Origin of the sequence: Cytobacillus pseudoceanisediminis (assembly GCF_023516215.1) — a bacterium.
In the GTDB taxonomy this organism is placed as follows: domain Bacteria; phylum Bacillota; class Bacilli; order Bacillales; family Cytobacillaceae; genus Cytobacillus; species Cytobacillus pseudoceanisediminis.
The window spans coordinates 3,661,804-3,677,838 of record NZ_CP097349.1; the positions used below are offsets into that span (position 1 = coordinate 3,661,804).

Genomic DNA, 16,035 nt, shown 5'->3' on the forward strand with positions numbered 1-16,035 from the left:
ACTGCTCCCAAGAACGGCAGCAGTCATTCTTTTACTCATATTTTGAAAAATCCATAACATAGCTATAAATCAAGTATACAACCATTGCAAACGCGGTTGAAATAAAGCCCCAGCCCAGCGTAATCTGCTCGATGACCAAATAGTTATTGCAAAGCTGTACAGGGGACCAGATATATAGCCATCCCAGAGCTAAAAATAAGATAGTAAAGAAAATAATGAGAGCATGCTTCCAAAATGAACTTAGCTTTGGCCAGCTGTCCCGCAATGGCACACCGGCCAAAAATGGAAGGGAGATAAATTTAAAGACTTCTACACTCGTAAGCGTCAATGCTTCATCCATTGTCCTTGGCAGAGACCAATACACCATAATGATTGAAAACAGCAATATACCCGGCACTCCGTTTTCATTCCATTTTGAGAAAAATCCCGTGAAGCGATTCTGAAAGAACTTTGCCATGAATATGCCAGAGATCACCAGTAAAGGCATTTGCATATGCATATGGGTAATCATGATGGACTCCAGAAAATCAGCTGCAGGCGGGAGCATCAATCCAAGAAGCAGGAGTAATCCGTAAACTGATGACTTCATCATTCTTTCCCTCCGCTCTCGAGAATCTCCGTCACCCTTTCAGCCGCTGCTTCTATTAAGGTGTAATCCATGACTTCAACTAAGTGTCCTTTTGGATTCACCAGATAAAAGGCAGAGTTATGGGCAAAATTTCCGTATTCATCAGGAATGACTATGACACCAAATCGATCAAGCAAAGATTTAAGCTCCTGCTGTTTCGGTATCCTCGCCATTCTCCACGTTTCCCCGTCACTGCCAAAAGCCTTGCGGTAAGTATCCAATGTTTCCGGAGTATCCCGCTTTGGATCAAAACTAATGCTCAGGAATTGAATATCATGGCCAATATACTCTTCTGGAATCCGTTTATATACTTCAGACATATTAACCTCCAGTTCAGGACAAACAGTACCGCATGAAGTATATAAAAAGGTAATAAACACATACTTCCCTTCAAATTCTGTGAAAGAATAGGTCCTCCCGTTATTATCTTCAAGTGTTACATCCGGGAACTGAGGCTTTTCATCCATTAACTGATTAACCCTGGCTTTTTCAGCAGTGAAAGCCTGAAAGCCATCTGTGCCAATGTAAAAAAGGAGCACGCCAAACACCAGTACAGCCAAGCTGGAAAAAGCCGTTTTATTTTTGGAAACATGATTCATCACTTCCTTTTAAAAGAAAGAGACAGCCCTGCATCCGAGCTATCTCTCTTTCCTTACCAGGTTTTATAAGGAGGTGAACCTGGAGGAGCATTGACAATAAAATCGACCAATGGAATGACATAAGCCATGCCGACAAGGACAATCATACACACAATCCATAATCCCCAGCGCTCTGTCCATCTAGGTGTTGGCGCTTCATCCTCTTCCACTTCCGCAACAGGGAATTCTGTGTTTCCTTTTGGCGCAAAGAACATGAGGTAGAATACAGCATATACCTGCATAAGTACACCGATCATCAGAAGGGTACCACCGATAGCCAGGAAGAACAGATAAGGGTCCCAGCTTAAAGCAGTTGCATTGTCAAAGTATGTTGAATAGGAAGTTCTTCTTGGAGAACCCAGCAGACCCACCCAGTGCATCGCACCGGACATGATGATCATACCGAGCGTCCATATGATCGTTTGTATAACCCCAAGTTTATTAATCTGCGGTGTCAGCATTCTTTTTGATACATAAGGAATAAGCCAGTAGCTGATACCGAAGAACGTCATGACCACAGACATGCCAAGTGTTAAGTGGAAATGACCGACAATCCACATTGTGTTATGAACTACCTGGTTCAATTGGTTTGTGCTTTGTACTATTCCGCCGGCTCCGGCAGGAATAAAAGCAGCCATCGCGATAAATGGCGCGAGGAATCGAACATCTCCCCAAGGAAGTTTCTTATACCAGCCGACAAGACCTCTTCCGCCTTTTTTCTCGCTGTACGCTCAAATACTGCAAACATAGCATAAGCAGTCATTAATGAAGGGAAGCCAATTGCCAAACTCATAAACACGTGCATGTATTTCACAGGTTCAGAAATACCAGGATCAATAATCTGATGATGGAAGCCGCCGGTAATATTCATAATTACAAGTGCAATAACCACAATTCTTGTTAAAAGGTCATTCCACCTACGGCCGCCAATAATCTTCGGCACTATGACATACCAGGCAGAGACCGCTGTTAAATACCAGATGTTTACCAGCGTATGGCCGAACGCCCAGAACAGCGTGCGTGCAACCATGACATTTATTGTCTCCACCCATCCAAAAGCCCAAGGGATAATGGTAAAAACTTCGATGGCTACAGGTATGCTTCCAAAGAATAAGAGAACAAATACACCGGTTGCAAAGAAAGAAAGAATAGGGATATGCTGGCCGGGATTCCTCTTTCGCCAGCTAGCCACATTAATAAAGGCACCAAAGGCGCACATCCATACACCCAATACAATGAAGACTAAACCGATATAGAAAATGGGTGAAGCAGCCATTGGCGGATAGAAGGTATACATAACAGATGCTTCATTCATTAAAATCGGAATCACAGCTAGGACAAATCCGAAAATCTTCATCCAGAAGCCGATCCAAGCCATCTTTCTTACCTTAGGAAGCAGGCCTCCCAGAGTATGAGATAATCCAGCATAAAAGTAACCAATTGTGAAGAAAGCCGACAGTACGACTACCAGCAGCAGACCGTGAGCTGTAAGAACCTGATAATAGTTCAGCCATGCCGGCAATTCCAGCATTCCAGCCCGATTCAGCCCTTGCAATAGTCCAAGTATTCCGCCAAGCAGGATGGCTAAGAAAGCAACAGATAAATATGATTTCGTTATTTTTGCATCCTCCAGGCTAATTCCCATAACTTTATTTGCTTTATCCTTAAATGCTTGTGTTTTTCCTGTTTGCTTAATAACTGTTTCCACTGTTTATCCCCCCTTTATTTCACCGTAATGGTGGTGCTCATCATCTGATGACCCGCGCCGCAGTACTCATTGCAAAGAACCAAATATTCACCTGGCTTATCAAATTTCTGTGTGATCTTTTGTACATAGCCAGGCACAACCATTGCATTTAGGTTCGTGTCAGCGACTTGAAAGCCATGCACAACATCTTTAGATGTCATGATAAAATGAACTGTCGATCCTGCAGGCACTTCAATTTCATTTGGGGTAAAGCTGAATACCTGAAGAATCATAACTACTTCATACTCATTCTCGCCTATCTTCTTAATCCCAGGATTATCGAACGGCGCTGTTTCATCCACTTTTTGAGGATCAATTCGCTCTCCATAGCTTGGCGGCCCCATCTCCAGGGCGAATGTCTGATAGCCCGTAATCAGCATGAATCCAATAATCATTCCAAAGCTTAATATCAGCCATACCTTCTCCGACCGATGCATCATTTTATATCCCCCTATAATCTGGCCATGTACAGGCCATACACAATTAAATAAGTAACAAAGATCCCAAGCCCCACAACTGTAACTGAAAAGAACGTACCCCTTAGAGAGTTATGTTCCTTTGAACTGCTCTGGACCACTTTTCGCGTTTCCACCTTCCATCAGCTCCTTAGCTTTGTTACCTACATCATAGTTGAGAAGGGTTTTCATAAAAGTGAAATGAATCACACTTTTTTCATATATCTTCGCAGGCAAAAATGCTGAAATACTAACAAGAACACAGTAATATCAAGGCTTTCTTCCAATGAATTCTGTACTGGCAAGCATAACGATTCACAAATAATTCACAAAAAGTTAATTCACCTGATTTGTAATGAATCTCAAGCTTTAAAAGATTAATGTAAAGAACATAAGGATTTGAAATTTTAAGTTAGAATTTTGATGAAGTATGTAAACTATCGTCTTAAACTAATCGGCAGGTTAATAAAATTTAAGGAAAACTGGGGGCTATTTTGGATGTTTTGTAATTTTGGCTTTTTCATTAACAGCTGGAGCGTTCTTGAAATATTTTCAGATGATAAAGTTAAGGAACTGAATAATAGAGGAAAAGAGTTGGAAGATAAAACAGAATGAAAATCAGGCGCCCGATACTAAACTAACGAGAGATTGAATTTCGTAGAGAAAAGGTGAAAAATCACGGTATGGATAAACTCCATATGTATTAGTATAATTACCAAATACCTCTAGGGATGGGATTTTAACACAGAAATATAAATCGGTCCAATAACCGTTTTATATTTCTCCAATACAAAAAAACTAACTCCTATTGGAATTAGTTTGAAAATGGTATGTATAATGGTGGGCCTAAATGGACTCGAACCATCGACCTCACGCTTATCAGGCGTGCGCTCTAACCAGCTGAGCTATAGGCCCATATGTTGGAGCGGGTGAAGGGAATCGAACCCTCATCATCAGCTTGGAAGGCTGAGGTTTTACCACTAAACTACACCCGCATATGATTATGGTTTGGAGGCAACACCCGGATTTGAACCGGGGATGGAGGTTTTGCAGACCTCTGCCTTACCACTTGGCTATGCTGCCTTAAAAATGGCTGGGCTAGCAGGATTCGAACCTGCGAGTGACGGAGTCAAAGTCCGGTGCCTTACCGCTTGGCTATAGCCCAATAATATTGCTGTCAAAAAGAATAATGGGGCGATTGATGGGAATCGAACCCACGAGTGTCGGAGCCACAATCCGATGCGTTAACCACTTCGCCACAACCGCCACTATCCTACTGGCAGGGGTAGCAGGAATCGAACCCACATCAAAGGTTTTGGAGACCTTCGTTTTACCATTAAACTATACCCCTATATAAATGGTGGAGGGGGCAGATTCGAACTGCCGAACCCGAAGGAGCGGATTTACAGTCCGCCGCGTTTAGCCACTTCGCTACCCCTCCACGTCTGATAAGACTTAGGAAATGGTGGCTCAGGACGGAATCGAACCGCCGACACAAGGATTTTCAGTCCTTTGCTCTACCGACTGAGCTACTGAGCCACATATTATTTATTTTTTGTAAAAATGGCGGTCCGGACGGGACTCGAACCCGCGACCTCCTGCGTGACAGGCAGGCATTCTAACCAACTGAACTACCGGACCAGATTGCGGGGGCAGGATTTGAACCTGCGACCTTCGGGTTATGAGCCCGACGAGCTACCGGACTGCTCCACCCCGCGATAGTATTATTAATGTGATTATTCTATGCTCACATCTAGCATTTCATCTCGCAGCTTATTCAATGAAGTACCGCCCCGATTTCAGAAAGATTATCCAAGCAGCAACTCAATCGGTGCGCTGAAGTAATTCCTTCGAAGATTATTCGGTCGTGCTCCACCCCGCGATAGTATTATTATATAAAATATGGAGGAGGAAAGGGGATTCGAACCCCTGCGCGGTTTGACCCGCCTGTCGGTTTTCAAGACCGATCCCTTCAGCCGGACTTGGGTATTCCTCCGATATGATACAAAATAAGCATATTGGTAGCGGCGGAGGGGATCGAACCCCCGACCTCACGGGTATGAACCGTACGCTCTAGCCAGCTGAGCTACACCGCCAATGTGACTAAATATTTATGGTGGAGCCTAGCGGGATCGAACCGCTGACCTCCTGCGTGCAAAGCAGGCGCTCTCCCAGCTGAGCTAAGGCCCCATGTAATAAAAGAAGTGTCCCTGGTCGGGAAGACAGGATTCGAACCTGCGACCCCTTGGTCCCAAACCAAGTGCTCTACCAAGCTGAGCTACTCCCCGTAATATGGCGCGCCCGAGAGGAGTCGAACCCCTAACCTTTTGATCCGTAGTCAAACGCTCTATCCAATTGAGCTACGGGCGCAAAATAATGGAGCGGAAGACGGGATTCGAACCCGCGACCCCCACCTTGGCAAGGTGATGTTCTACCACTGAACTACTTCCGCTTAAAATGGTGCGGGTGAAGGGAGTCGAACCCCCACGCCTTGCGGCGCCAGATCCTAAGTCTGGTGCGTCTGCCAATTCCGCCACACCCGCAATATGAAATTAAAATGGTGAGCCATGAAGGACTCGAACCTTCGACCCTCTGATTAAAAGTCAGATGCTCTACCGACTGAGCTAATGGCTCATACTTTTATGAGACTTCCTAAATTCTGATAAGTACAGTCAGATGTTCCAAAGCTAAACCGCTTTGTCACAGATTGCTATTCGGGTGAAGAGTCTCACTGATGCTGCAATCTGCTCTACCGACTGAGCTAATGGCTCATACCTTAAGAGTAGCAAATAGCTTTTTCAAAAGTTATGGTGGAGGATGACGGGATCGAACCGCCGACCCTCTGCTTGTAAGGCAGATGCTCTCCCAGCTGAGCTAATCCTCCAAAATGGTGACCCCTACGGGATTCGAACCCGTGTTACCGCCGTGAAAGGGCGGTGTCTTAACCGCTTGACCAAGGGGCCATATATAATTACCCAATTAGGGTGCCCGGCAGCGTCCTACTCTCACAAGGGGACAGCCCCTAACTACCATCGGCGCTGAGAAGCTTAACTTCCGTGTTCGGTATGGGAACGGGTGTGACCTTCTCGCTATCGCCACCGGACTATTTGGTTGAAGAAACTTCGTTCCCTCAAAACTAGATAATGCATGAAGAAGCATTTGCCGAGTATTCACCAATGACTTGTCTAGCTTCGGCTCCTAACTTCTCGGCCGTTTCGATCCGTCCCTCCAAATCCCAAAACCAGGATTTGAATGGCCGGCTCTCCAACGTCTCTCGAAGTTGAACAGTCGCCTCCGCTTTTCGTTTTGGTTAAGTCCTCGATCGATTAGTATCAGTCAGCTCCACATGTCGCCACGCTTCCACCTCTGACCTATCAACCTGATCATCTTTCAGGGATCTTACTAGCTTGACGCTATGGGAAATCTCATCTCGAGGGGGCTTCATGCTTAGATGCTTTCAGCACTTATCCCTTCCGCACATAGCTACCCAGCGATGCCTTTGGCAAGACAACTGGTACACCAGCGGTGCGTCCATCCCGGTCCTCTCGTACTAAGGACAGCTCCTCTCAAATTTCCTGCGCCCACGACGGATAGGGACCGAACTGTCTCACGACGTTCTGAACCCAGCTCGCGTACCGCTTTAATGGGCGAACAGCCCAACCCTTGGGACCGACTACAGCCCCAGGATGCGATGAGCCGACATCGAGGTGCCAAACCTCCCCGTCGATGTGGACTCTTGGGGGAGATAAGCCTGTTATCCCCGGGGTAGCTTTTATCCGTTGAGCGATGGCCCTTCCATGCGGAACCACCGGATCACTAAGCCCGACTTTCGTCCCTGCTCGACTTGTAGGTCTCGCAGTCAAGCTCCCTTGTGCCTTTACACTCTGCGAATGATTTCCAACCATTCTGAGGGAACCTTTGGGCGCCTCCGTTACTTTTTAGGAGGCGACCGCCCCAGTCAAACTGCCCACCTGACACTGTCTCCCGCCCCGATAAGGGGCGCGGGTTAGAATTTCAATACAGCCAGGGTAGTATCCCACCGACGCCTCCACCGAAGCTGGCGCTCCGGCTTCTCAGGCTCCTACCTATCCTGTACAAGCTGTACCAAAATTCAATATCAGGCTACAGTAAAGCTCCACGGGGTCTTTCCGTCCTGTCGCGGGTAACCTGCATCTTCACAGGTACTATAATTTCACCGAGTCTCTCGTTGAGACAGTGCCCAGATCGTTACGCCTTTCGTGCGGGTCGGAACTTACCCGACAAGGAATTTCGCTACCTTAGGACCGTTATAGTTACGGCCGCCGTTTACTGGGGCTTCGATTCAAAGCTTCGCTTGCGCTAACCTCTCCTCTTAACCTTCCAGCACCGGGCAGGCGTCAGCCCCTATACTTCGCCTTGCGGCTTCGCAGAGACCTGTGTTTTTGCTAAACAGTCGCCTGGGCCTATTCACTGCGGCTCATCAGGGCTATTCACCCTAATGAGCACCCCTTCTCCCGAAGTTACGGGGTCATTTTGCCGAGTTCCTTAACGAGAGTTCTCTCGCTCACCTTAGGATTCTCTCCTCGCCTACCTGTGTCGGTTTGCGGTACGGGCACCTTTTCCCTCGCTAGAGGCTTTTCTTGGCAGTGTGGAATCAGGAACTTCGGTACTAAATTTCCCTCGCCGTCACAGCTCAGCCTGTGTGGTAACGGGATTTGCCTCGTTACCGGCCTAACTGCTTGGACGCGCTAATCCAGCAGCGCGCTTACCCTATCCTCCTGCGTCCCCCCATTGCTCAAACGGTAAAGAGGTGGTACAGGAATATCAACCTGTTGTCCATCGCCTACGCTTTTCAGCCTCGGCTTAGGTCCCGACTAACCCTGAGCGGACGAGCCTTCCTCAGGAAACCTTAGGCATTCGGTGGATGGGATTCTCACCCATCTTTCGCTACTCATACCGGCATTCTCACTTCTAAGCGCTCCACGGGTCCTTGCGATCCCGCTTCAACGCCCTTAGAACGCTCTCCTACCACTGACATCGGAAGATGTCAATCCACAGCTTCGGTGATACGTTTAGCCCCGGTACATTTTCGGCGCGGAGTCACTCGACCAGTGAGCTATTACGCACTCTTTAAATGGTGGCTGCTTCTAAGCCAACATCCTGGTTGTCTAAGCAACTCCACATCCTTTTCCACTTAACGTATACTTTGGGACCTTAGCTGGTGGTCTGGGCTGTTTCCCTCTTGACTACGGATCTTATCACTCGCAGTCTGACTCCCATGGATAAGTCTTTGGCATTCGGAGTTTGTCTGAATTCGGTAACCCGATGGGGGCCCCTAGTCCAAACAGTGCTCTACCTCCAAGACTCTTACTACATGAGGCTAGCCCTAAAGCTATTTCGGAGAGAACCAGCTATCTCCAAGTTCGATTGGAATTTCTCCGCTACCCACACCTCATCCCCGCACTTTTCAACGTGCGTGGGTTCGGGCCTCCATCCAGTGTTACCTGGACTTCACCCTGGACATGGGTAGATCACCTGGTTTCGGGTCTACGACCACATACTCATTCGCCCTATTCAGACTCGCTTTCGCTGCGGCTCCGTCTCATCAACTTAACCTCGCATGTAATCGTAACTCGCCGGTTCATTCTACAAAAGGCACGCTATCACCCATTAACGGGCTCTAACTACTTGTAGGCACACGGTTTCAGGATCTCTTTCACTCCCCTTCCGGGGTGCTTTTCACCTTTCCCTCACGGTACTGGTTCACTATCGGTCACTAGGGAGTATTTAGCCTTGGGAGATGGTCCTCCCTGCTTCCGACGGGATTTCTCGTGTCCCGCCGTACTCAGGATCCACTCTGGAGGGAACGAAGTTTCAACTACAGGGCTTTTACCTTCTCTGGCCGGCCTTTCCAGACCTGTTCATTTACCTCGTTCCTTTGTAACTCCGTGTAGAGTGTCCTACAACCCCAAGAGGCAAGCCTCTTGGTTTGGGCTAATCCCGTTTCGCTCGCCGCTACTCAGGGAATCGCGTTTGCTTTCTCTTCCTCCGGGTACTTAGATGTTTCAGTTCCCCGGGTCTGCCTTCTATACCCTATGTATTCAGGTAAAGATCCTATCCCATTACGGATAGGGGTTTCCCCATTCGGAAATCTCCGGATCAAAGCTTACTTACAGCTCCCCGAAGCATATCGGTGTTAGTACCGTCCTTCATCGGCTCCTAGTGCCAAGGCATTCACCGTGCGCCCTTTCTAACTTAACCTACTTCGGCCGCTGATCGACTGCGGATCTCTGCGTCAGCTCTCTCGCTCCGCTCCTCACGTACTGAAGTACGCTCCGGTGCTCACTCGGTCGCTTCCTTGATCTCCTTGCCGCTCATCGTCCTCATGGTTTGTGCTCTTACTTATTTTCAAAATAAGAGAAAAAACTAAGATGGCGATTACTCGGTTATTGCTTCTTCATTTACATTATCTAGTTTTCAAAGAACGATATCTTGAGAGATTAGTTCCCTCAAAACTAAACAAAAACAGAAAGCGTCACGTTTCATGTAAATATCCTTAGAAAGGAGGTGATCCAGCCGCACCTTCCGATACGGCTACCTTGTTACGACTTCACCCCAATCATCTGTCCCACCTTAGGCGGCTGGCTCCAAAAGGTTACCCCACCGACTTCGGGTGTTACAAACTCTCGTGGTGTGACGGGCGGTGTGTACAAGGCCCGGGAACGTATTCACCGCGGCATGCTGATCCGCGATTACTAGCGATTCCGGCTTCATGCAGGCGAGTTGCAGCCTGCAATCCGAACTGAGAATGGTTTTATGGGATTCGCTTAACCTCGCGGTCTCGCAGCCCTTTGTACCATCCATTGTAGCACGTGTGTAGCCCAGGTCATAAGGGGCATGATGATTTGACGTCATCCCCACCTTCCTCCGGTTTGTCACCGGCAGTCACCTTAGAGTGCCCAACTGAATGCTGGCAACTAAGATCAAGGGTTGCGCTCGTTGCGGGACTTAACCCAACATCTCACGACACGAGCTGACGACAACCATGCACCACCTGTCATCCTGTCCCCCGAAGGGGAACGCCCTATCTCTAGGGTTGTCAGGAGATGTCAAGACCTGGTAAGGTTCTTCGCGTTGCTTCGAATTAAACCACATGCTCCACCGCTTGTGCGGGCCCCCGTCAATTCCTTTGAGTTTCAGCCTTGCGGCCGTACTCCCCAGGCGGAGTGCTTAATGCGTTTGCTGCAGCACTAAAGGGCGGAAACCCTCTAACACTTAGCACTCATCGTTTACGGCGTGGACTACCAGGGTATCTAATCCTGTTTGCTCCCCACGCTTTCGCGCCTCAGCGTCAGTTACAGACCAAAGAGTCGCCTTCGCCACTGGTGTTCCTCCACATCTCTACGCATTTCACCGCTACACGTGGAATTCCACTCTTCTCTTCTGCACTCAAGTTCCCCAGTTTCCAATGACCCTCCCCGGTTGAGCCGGGGGCTTTCACATCAGACTTAAGGAACCGCCTGCGCGCGCTTTACGCCCAATAATTCCGGACAACGCTTGCCACCTACGTATTACCGCGGCTGCTGGCACGTAGTTAGCCGTGGCTTTCTGGTTAGGTACCGTCAAGGCACCGGCAGTTACTCCGGTACTTGTTCTTCCCTAACAACAGAGTTTTACGATCCGAAAACCTTCATCACTCACGCGGCGTTGCTCCGTCAGACTTTCGTCCATTGCGGAAGATTCCCTACTGCTGCCTCCCGTAGGAGTCTGGGCCGTGTCTCAGTCCCAGTGTGGCCGATCACCCTCTCAGGTCGGCTACGCATCGTTGCCTTGGTGAGCCGTTACCTCACCAACTAGCTAATGCGCCGCGGGCCATCTGTAAGTGATAGCCGAAACCATCTTTCAGCTTTCCCTCATGTGAGGGAAAGAATTATCCGGTATTAGCCCCGGTTTCCCGGAGTTATCCCAGTCTTACAGGCAGGTTGCCCACGTGTTACTCACCCGTCCGCCGCTGACTTCAGGGAGCAAGCTCCCATCTGTCCGCTCGACTTGCATGTATTAGGCACGCCGCCAGCGTTCGTCCTGAGCCAGGATCAAACTCTCCATATAAGAGTTGATTAAGCTCATAAGTTGTCTTTTCAAAAAAGACTAAAGAATTAACGTTGACGTTTCTGTTTTGTTTAGTTTTCAAAGAACTAATGTGCTAACTTCTTTCGAAGTGACAACGAAATTAATCTTACCATCTTCACTTTAAGAAGTCAACAATCTTTTTTATTTTTTTCTGTTTGATGTTCAAACAGTTTAAAAGCTTATATTTGCCGCCGATTTGTGAATACCTCTAAGCGACAAAAACTATCTTACAATAATATAGACGCCGAAGTCAATACTTTATAAAAAAATTTGCATGAACAATAAATTTCCCTACACTGCGCACATGCAGCTTCTCTTCTTTATAGAATATAGCTTTTAGCCCAATTTTCAATTATGTTCAGCATTTCAGCGCTCAATGGCTTTGAAAGACTCCCTTTATAAATTGACTTCAGCTTAACTATGGAAGCTTCTTCTTCCTGGTCCCTAAGGAGATGGTTCATCTTCGGCACATTATAGCTCTCAGCCCGGCCATTCACTTTTTCAGCAAAAAGATGCACATGATCAGGATTTACTTGAACATCTTTCTTCCCGGTAATTGCAAGAACTGGACATGTAATCGCGGCCAAATCTTCTTTTATATTATATTGAAAATGCTCTCGTGCCCATTTTGCATTAATCTTTGTAAATCCTTTTTTCATCACCGTCTTCTCCGATCCCATCAATTCATCGAAAACCTTCTTTTGTTTGGAGACAGCAGTTTTATGAACGTTTAAAGCACGAAGAAGAACACCATTAACTCCCTTCATCTCATTAACTTCCTCTTCCAGCAGTCTTGCTTGTAATTCAGAAGCCTTTCTGACATTATCCGCGTTACCGGCAAGCAGGATTATTCCCGCAGCATCTGCCTGCCTATTAATAGGAGGAATTAAGGAGCATCCTTCGCTATGACCCAGCAGGAAGATTCTTTCAGGATTGATTTCCGGCAGCTCTCGTGCCGCCTTCACGGCGGCTATCCCATCATTAACTAAATCCCACATTCCTGTTTCATAAAAATCACCGCCGCTTATTCCTGCTCCCCGCTTATCATATCTGAGAACTGCCACCCCAATGGAAGCAAAAAACTCAGCAAGCAACTTATAAGCATTCATCTGCATAACCTTTGCATTGCCATCCCGGTCAACTGGACCTGAGCCATGAAATATAACAACAAGAGGAAATTTCCCTTCTGACTTCTTCGGAAGGCTCACTGTTCCCTTGAGGTTTACATCTGTTTTAAAATCAATCTCACGTTCTTTCATTATCAGCACCCCTATGCAGCGACTTTACATATAAGACGCTTACTAATATATAACGTTCAGTTTTTTATTAAATTTTTTAAGGCAATACTAATTGCAAATCTTATTTGCAATAGAAAGGGGTGAATTCATGCCAAAGAAAGCAGCTGCAGAAGGCAGAGATGATGAGAGCAAAAAAGATACTGCAGAATCATCAAGTGCAAATGAAAAAAGTGAAAATGAGGTCAGCAAGCTGAATCGAATGTTAGCTGCTGTATTGAATTATCTGTCGGATGATGAGGTGGAAGAAATCGATATCGAGTATTTGCTTGCAAATACGGAAGGCCTTCGGGAATGGTGGGACCAATACAGGGAAACTAATAAGAAACAAATCGAGGAAGAAATAAAGAAATCACTTGGCTCATTATCGCTTGAGGAGCTTGAGAGCATCCGCGAACAAATAAAGAGTAAATAGCTCCGCCACATAAAAAAGACTCGTTTGCCTTAAGCATACGAGTCCTTGTTTTTTATTGTTCTACAAGCTCTCCGCCTGTTAATTCAATATGTCCTTCCCCCAATTGCACATTGCATCCAGGATTGGGCGAAGTGACCATCCATAATCTGTTAATGAATAGACAACCTTAGGAGGAACTTGATCAAAAACAGCACGGTTTACAACGCCATCCGCTTCAAGTTCGCGCAGCTGCTGAGTCAGCATTTTTTGTGTAATCCCAGGCATAAGCCGCTTAAGCTCGCTAGTACGCTTTTCACCTTTAATTAAATGACACATGATTACAACTTTCCACTTCCCGCCAATCACATCTAATGTAGCTTCTACCGGAATATTGTAAGCCAACTTCCTTCCCCCTCTGTTTGGTAGGCACTAAAAAGTACCTACATTACTTTAAAGTGCGTACTATTCATTTCGAATCATGCCATCCATAATAGCATAGGGAAGCATAAAACAAAATGGTGAAATTGACCATAGGTTACTTTTTAGTACCTGCATTACTTTAAAGTACGTACTGTTCACCATGTTTGGCATGCTCCATAATATCTTTCATCAAGACTGTATGGCCAAGGCGCCTGGCTATAATGTCTTTGCTCCATCCCATACTTTAAATATAAGGAGGATTCATTGCCAATGAGTTCTATTGCTATAAATGCACAAAAAGAAAAAGGCGGCACTCCTGCCCTGCTTGCACTCGCAATCAGTGCATTCGGTATTGGCACCACAGAGTTTGTGCCTGTTGGGCTGCTGTCGACCATTTCAGGTGATTTAGGAATTTCCATTACATTAGCAGGTTTATTGATTTCGGGCTATGCCATGGGAGTTGCCATTGGAGCACCTGTACTAACTGCTTTGACAAGTAAAATGAACAGAAAGTTTCTTCTCATGTCATTAATGGTTTTGTTTATCATCGGAAATTCTGTCGCAGCCCTGTCTACCTCTTTTTCCCTTTTGCTGGCTGCACGTTTCATTACAGCATTTTCACACGGAATCTTTTTCTCAATAGGCTCGACCATAGCCGCTGATTTAGTTCCAGAGAACAAACGCGCCAGTGCGATAGCCTTTATGTTCACTGGTTTGACTGTTGCAACCGTGACAGGTGTACCGCTCGGAACGTTTATCGGGCAGACATTTGGCTGGAGAGCCACATTTTTGGGAGTTGCACTGCTTGGGGTAATTGGAATTATCGCCAGTGCCATACTTGTTCCCAAAAACCTTAAGCAAGCACCAGCTTCTAAGTTTAGTGAACAGCTGAAAATTCTAAGCAGCGGAAAACTGCTTTTAGCTTTTAGCATTACCGCATTGGGATACGGCGGAACATTCGTTGCTTTTACCTACCTGACTCCGCTTCTCGAAGATGTAACAGGGTTTAGCCCAAAATGGGTCAGTATCATTCTGCTCGCTTACGGAGTGGCCGTGGCAATAGGCAATGTTCTTGGCGGAAAAGCTTCAGACAGGGATCCATTAAAAGCATTGTTTTGGATGTTCGCTCTGCAAGCCTTTATTCTTGTCCTGCTTACCTTTGCAGCACCTTTTAAAATTCTTGGTCTTGCTGCTATTTTCCTAATGGGCTTATTTGCTTTCATGAATGTGCCCGGCCTTCAAATTCTCGTGGTGAACCTGGCAGAGAAATATGTTCCTTCTGCTGTCAATGTTGCTTCTGCATTAAATATCGCTGCCTTTAACATCGGAATTGCTATCGGCTCATTTGCAGGCGGACTGATCGTCGACTCGATTGGCTTAATTCACACACCGTGGATAGGCGGAGTAATGGTGCTTGGGGCCGTATTTCTGACGGGATGGCTAAAAAAACTTGAGAAACAAAACAAACAAACTAACTAATTAAGGAGTGTCTTATATGAATAATCTATCTTTATCAAGTACTGCAGCACTTGCAAACGGAGTTAAAATGCCCATGGTTGGCCTTGGCGTATTTAAAGTAGAAAAGGAAGAAGAACTAATAACCGCTGTAAAAGCGGCAATTGAAATTGGATATAGAAGCATCGACACAGCATCCATCTATGGCAACGAGGAATGGGTGGGAGAAGCCATCCGCCAGTCTGGCATTAATAGAGAGGAACTCTTTATCACTTCAAAAGTCTGGAATTCCGACCAGGGCTATGAAGCAACACTTAAGGCGTTTAACACCTCATTGGAGAAAATGGGACTTGAATATCTTGACCTTTATTTGATCCATTGGCCTGTTGAGGAAATACACAGAAACTTGGAGAGCATTGGAAGACTTATATAAAGAAGGTAAAATCAAAACGATTGGCGTCAGCAACTTTCAGATCCGCCATTTAGAAAATCTATTGAAAACAGCTGAGATCAAACCAATGATTAATCAAATTGAATTGCACCCTAAATTTGCTCAAACTGAACTCCGCGCCTTTGCCGCCAAACATGATATGCACATTGAAGCGTGGGCTCCACTAATGCAGGGCGGATTATTTGAAAATGAGATCCTTAAGGAACTGGCTGAAAAACATGGAAAATCCATTGCACAAATTGTCCTAAGGTGGCACCTGCAAAACAGCATTATTGTCATCCCTAAGTCAACAAAGCCTCATCGCATCAAAGAAAATGCAGATTTATTCGATTTTGAACTATCTCAGCAGGACATGGAATTGATTGATTCTTTAGATGAACATTTACGCGTTGGACCAGATCCTGACAACTTTGATTTCTAAATAAAAGAGGCGAGGAGCAGCA

General features: G+C 46.3%; 8 protein-coding genes, 20 tRNA genes, 3 rRNA genes and 2 pseudogenes. 3 read left to right on the forward strand and 30 right to left on the reverse strand.

Going from position 1 to position 16,035, the window contains the following annotated elements; translation table 11 throughout:
• Positions 1 to 31 precede the first annotated feature (31 nt).
• The 29 genes and pseudogenes from M5V91_RS19770 to M5V91_RS19910 form a co-directional block, all read right to left on the reverse strand.
• The gene (locus M5V91_RS19770) at positions 32 to 592 is read right to left on the reverse strand and encodes a hypothetical protein (RefSeq protein WP_009335535.1); all 561 of its coding nucleotides are present in this window, start codon (positions 590 to 592) and stop codon (positions 32 to 34) included.
• Positions 589 to 1,227 carry an SCO family protein gene (locus tag M5V91_RS19775; protein WP_284521453.1) on the reverse strand — a complete coding sequence of 213 codons (639 nt, stop codon included), beginning with the start codon at positions 1,225 to 1,227 and terminating at the stop codon, positions 589 to 591. Before M5V91_RS19775 ends, M5V91_RS19770 begins: the two co-directional genes overlap by 4 nt.
• 53 nt (positions 1,228 to 1,280) lie before the next feature.
• Positions 1,281 to 2,911 (reverse strand): annotated as a pseudogene (locus M5V91_RS19780) (cbb3-type cytochrome c oxidase subunit I).
• Between the two features lie 77 nt (positions 2,912 to 2,988).
• Positions 2,989 to 3,453: a cytochrome c oxidase subunit II gene (locus tag M5V91_RS19785; RefSeq protein WP_019381137.1), complete on the reverse strand. Its 465-nt coding sequence runs from the start codon at positions 3,451 to 3,453 to the stop codon at positions 2,989 to 2,991.
• An 11-nt stretch (positions 3,454 to 3,464) separates the two neighbouring features.
• Entirely contained in the window at positions 3,465 to 3,605 is a 141-nt protein-coding gene (locus tag M5V91_RS19790) for a cytochrome c oxidase subunit 2A (protein WP_139266893.1), read from the reverse strand.
• A gap of 701 nt (positions 3,606 to 4,306) precedes the next feature.
• A tRNA-Ile gene (locus tag M5V91_RS19795) sits at positions 4,307 to 4,383 on the reverse strand.
• 6 nt (positions 4,384 to 4,389) lie between these two features.
• A tRNA-Gly gene (locus M5V91_RS19800) sits at positions 4,390 to 4,463 on the reverse strand.
• 14 nt (positions 4,464 to 4,477) lie between these two features.
• Positions 4,478 to 4,551: transfer RNA gene (locus tag M5V91_RS19805), tRNA-Cys, on the reverse strand.
• A 7-nt stretch (positions 4,552 to 4,558) separates the two neighbouring features.
• Positions 4,559 to 4,633 (reverse strand) — tRNA-Gln (locus tag M5V91_RS19810).
• A 25-nt stretch (positions 4,634 to 4,658) separates the two neighbouring features.
• Positions 4,659 to 4,734 (reverse strand) — tRNA-His (locus tag M5V91_RS19815).
• A gap of 11 nt (positions 4,735 to 4,745) precedes the next feature.
• A tRNA-Trp gene (locus M5V91_RS19820) sits at positions 4,746 to 4,819 on the reverse strand.
• 7 nt (positions 4,820 to 4,826) lie between these two features.
• Positions 4,827 to 4,909, reverse strand: a tRNA-Tyr gene (locus tag M5V91_RS19825).
• A 22-nt stretch (positions 4,910 to 4,931) separates the two neighbouring features.
• Positions 4,932 to 5,007 (reverse strand) — tRNA-Phe (locus M5V91_RS19830).
• A 25-nt stretch (positions 5,008 to 5,032) separates the two neighbouring features.
• A tRNA-Asp gene (locus M5V91_RS19835) sits at positions 5,033 to 5,109 on the reverse strand.
• A gap of 3 nt (positions 5,110 to 5,112) precedes the next feature.
• A tRNA-Met gene (locus M5V91_RS19840) sits at positions 5,113 to 5,186 on the reverse strand.
• A gap of 185 nt (positions 5,187 to 5,371) precedes the next feature.
• A tRNA-Ser gene (locus M5V91_RS19845) sits at positions 5,372 to 5,464 on the reverse strand.
• Positions 5,465 to 5,487: 23 nt separating this feature from the next.
• Positions 5,488 to 5,564 (reverse strand) — tRNA-Met (locus M5V91_RS19850).
• Positions 5,565 to 5,582: 18 nt separating this feature from the next.
• Positions 5,583 to 5,658 (reverse strand) — tRNA-Ala (locus tag M5V91_RS19855).
• Positions 5,659 to 5,679: 21 nt separating this feature from the next.
• Positions 5,680 to 5,756: transfer RNA gene (locus M5V91_RS19860), tRNA-Pro, on the reverse strand.
• Positions 5,757 to 5,761: 5 nt separating this feature from the next.
• Positions 5,762 to 5,838 (reverse strand) — tRNA-Arg (locus M5V91_RS19865).
• Between the two features lie 7 nt (positions 5,839 to 5,845).
• Positions 5,846 to 5,920, reverse strand: a tRNA-Gly gene (locus M5V91_RS19870).
• 6 nt (positions 5,921 to 5,926) lie between these two features.
• A tRNA-Leu gene (locus tag M5V91_RS19875) sits at positions 5,927 to 6,011 on the reverse strand.
• A 15-nt stretch (positions 6,012 to 6,026) separates the two neighbouring features.
• A tRNA-Lys gene (locus M5V91_RS19880) sits at positions 6,027 to 6,102 on the reverse strand.
• A gap of 174 nt (positions 6,103 to 6,276) precedes the next feature.
• Positions 6,277 to 6,352: transfer RNA gene (locus M5V91_RS19885), tRNA-Val, on the reverse strand.
• 4 nt (positions 6,353 to 6,356) lie between these two features.
• Positions 6,357 to 6,431: transfer RNA gene (locus M5V91_RS19890), tRNA-Glu, on the reverse strand.
• A gap of 23 nt (positions 6,432 to 6,454) precedes the next feature.
• A 5S ribosomal RNA gene (gene rrf, locus M5V91_RS19895) occupies positions 6,455 to 6,571 on the reverse strand.
• Between the two features lie 203 nt (positions 6,572 to 6,774).
• Positions 6,775 to 9,708, reverse strand: a 23S ribosomal RNA gene (locus M5V91_RS19900).
• Between the two features lie 299 nt (positions 9,709 to 10,007).
• Positions 10,008 to 11,556: ribosomal RNA gene (locus M5V91_RS19905) — 16S ribosomal RNA — on the reverse strand.
• The 16S, 23S and 5S rRNA genes sit together here with 20 tRNA genes alongside, the layout of an rRNA operon.
• Positions 11,557 to 11,897: 341 nt before the next feature.
• Positions 11,898 to 12,836 carry an alpha/beta hydrolase gene (locus M5V91_RS19910; RefSeq protein ID WP_009335861.1) on the reverse strand — a complete coding sequence of 313 codons (939 nt, stop codon included), beginning with the start codon at positions 12,834 to 12,836 and terminating at the stop codon, positions 11,898 to 11,900.
• Positions 12,837 to 12,963: 127 nt separating this feature from the next.
• Between M5V91_RS19910 and M5V91_RS19915 the strand changes: the two genes are divergently transcribed.
• The gene (locus M5V91_RS19915) at positions 12,964 to 13,287 is read left to right on the forward strand and encodes a hypothetical protein (RefSeq protein ID WP_009335862.1); all 324 of its coding nucleotides are present in this window, start codon (positions 12,964 to 12,966) and stop codon (positions 13,285 to 13,287) included.
• A gap of 78 nt (positions 13,288 to 13,365) precedes the next feature.
• Here the strand turns inward: M5V91_RS19915 and M5V91_RS19920 are convergent, their stop codons facing one another.
• Positions 13,366 to 13,668 (reverse strand): winged helix-turn-helix transcriptional regulator, encoded by a 303-nt coding sequence (locus M5V91_RS19920; RefSeq protein WP_284521454.1) that lies wholly within the window; start codon positions 13,666 to 13,668, stop codon positions 13,366 to 13,368.
• 288 nt (positions 13,669 to 13,956) lie between these two features.
• On the opposite strand from M5V91_RS19920, the gene M5V91_RS19925 reads away from it, so the two are divergent.
• Both M5V91_RS19925 and M5V91_RS19930 read left to right on the forward strand, forming a co-directional pair.
• Positions 13,957 to 15,165, forward strand: coding sequence for an MFS transporter (locus M5V91_RS19925; RefSeq protein ID WP_019380062.1), 1,209 nt, complete (start codon positions 13,957 to 13,959; stop codon positions 15,163 to 15,165).
• Positions 15,166 to 15,181: 16 nt separating this feature from the next.
• Positions 15,182 to 16,013: pseudogene (locus M5V91_RS19930) on the forward strand (aldo/keto reductase).
• The last annotated feature ends 22 nt before the right edge of the window (positions 16,014 to 16,035 follow it).

What these genes read in the sequence shown, in the direction of transcription:
- M5V91_RS19785 (WP_019381137.1), bottom strand. Translation starts at nt 3,453, where the DNA reads ATGATGCATCGGTCGGAGAAGGTATGGCTGATATTAAGCTTTGGAATG.
- M5V91_RS19925 (WP_019380062.1), top strand. Translation starts at nt 13,957, where the DNA reads ATGAGTTCTATTGCTATAAATGCACAAAAAGAAAAAGGCGGCACTCCT.
- M5V91_RS19770 (WP_009335535.1), bottom strand. Translation starts at nt 592, where the DNA reads ATGATGAAGTCATCAGTTTACGGATTACTCCTGCTTCTTGGATTGATG.
- M5V91_RS19910 (WP_009335861.1), bottom strand. Translation starts at nt 12,836, where the DNA reads ATGAAAGAACGTGAGATTGATTTTAAAACAGATGTAAACCTCAAGGGA.
- M5V91_RS19915 (WP_009335862.1), top strand. Translation starts at nt 12,964, where the DNA reads ATGCCAAAGAAAGCAGCTGCAGAAGGCAGAGATGATGAGAGCAAAAAA.
- M5V91_RS19775 (WP_284521453.1), bottom strand. Translation starts at nt 1,227, where the DNA reads ATGAATCATGTTTCCAAAAATAAAACGGCTTTTTCCAGCTTGGCTGTA.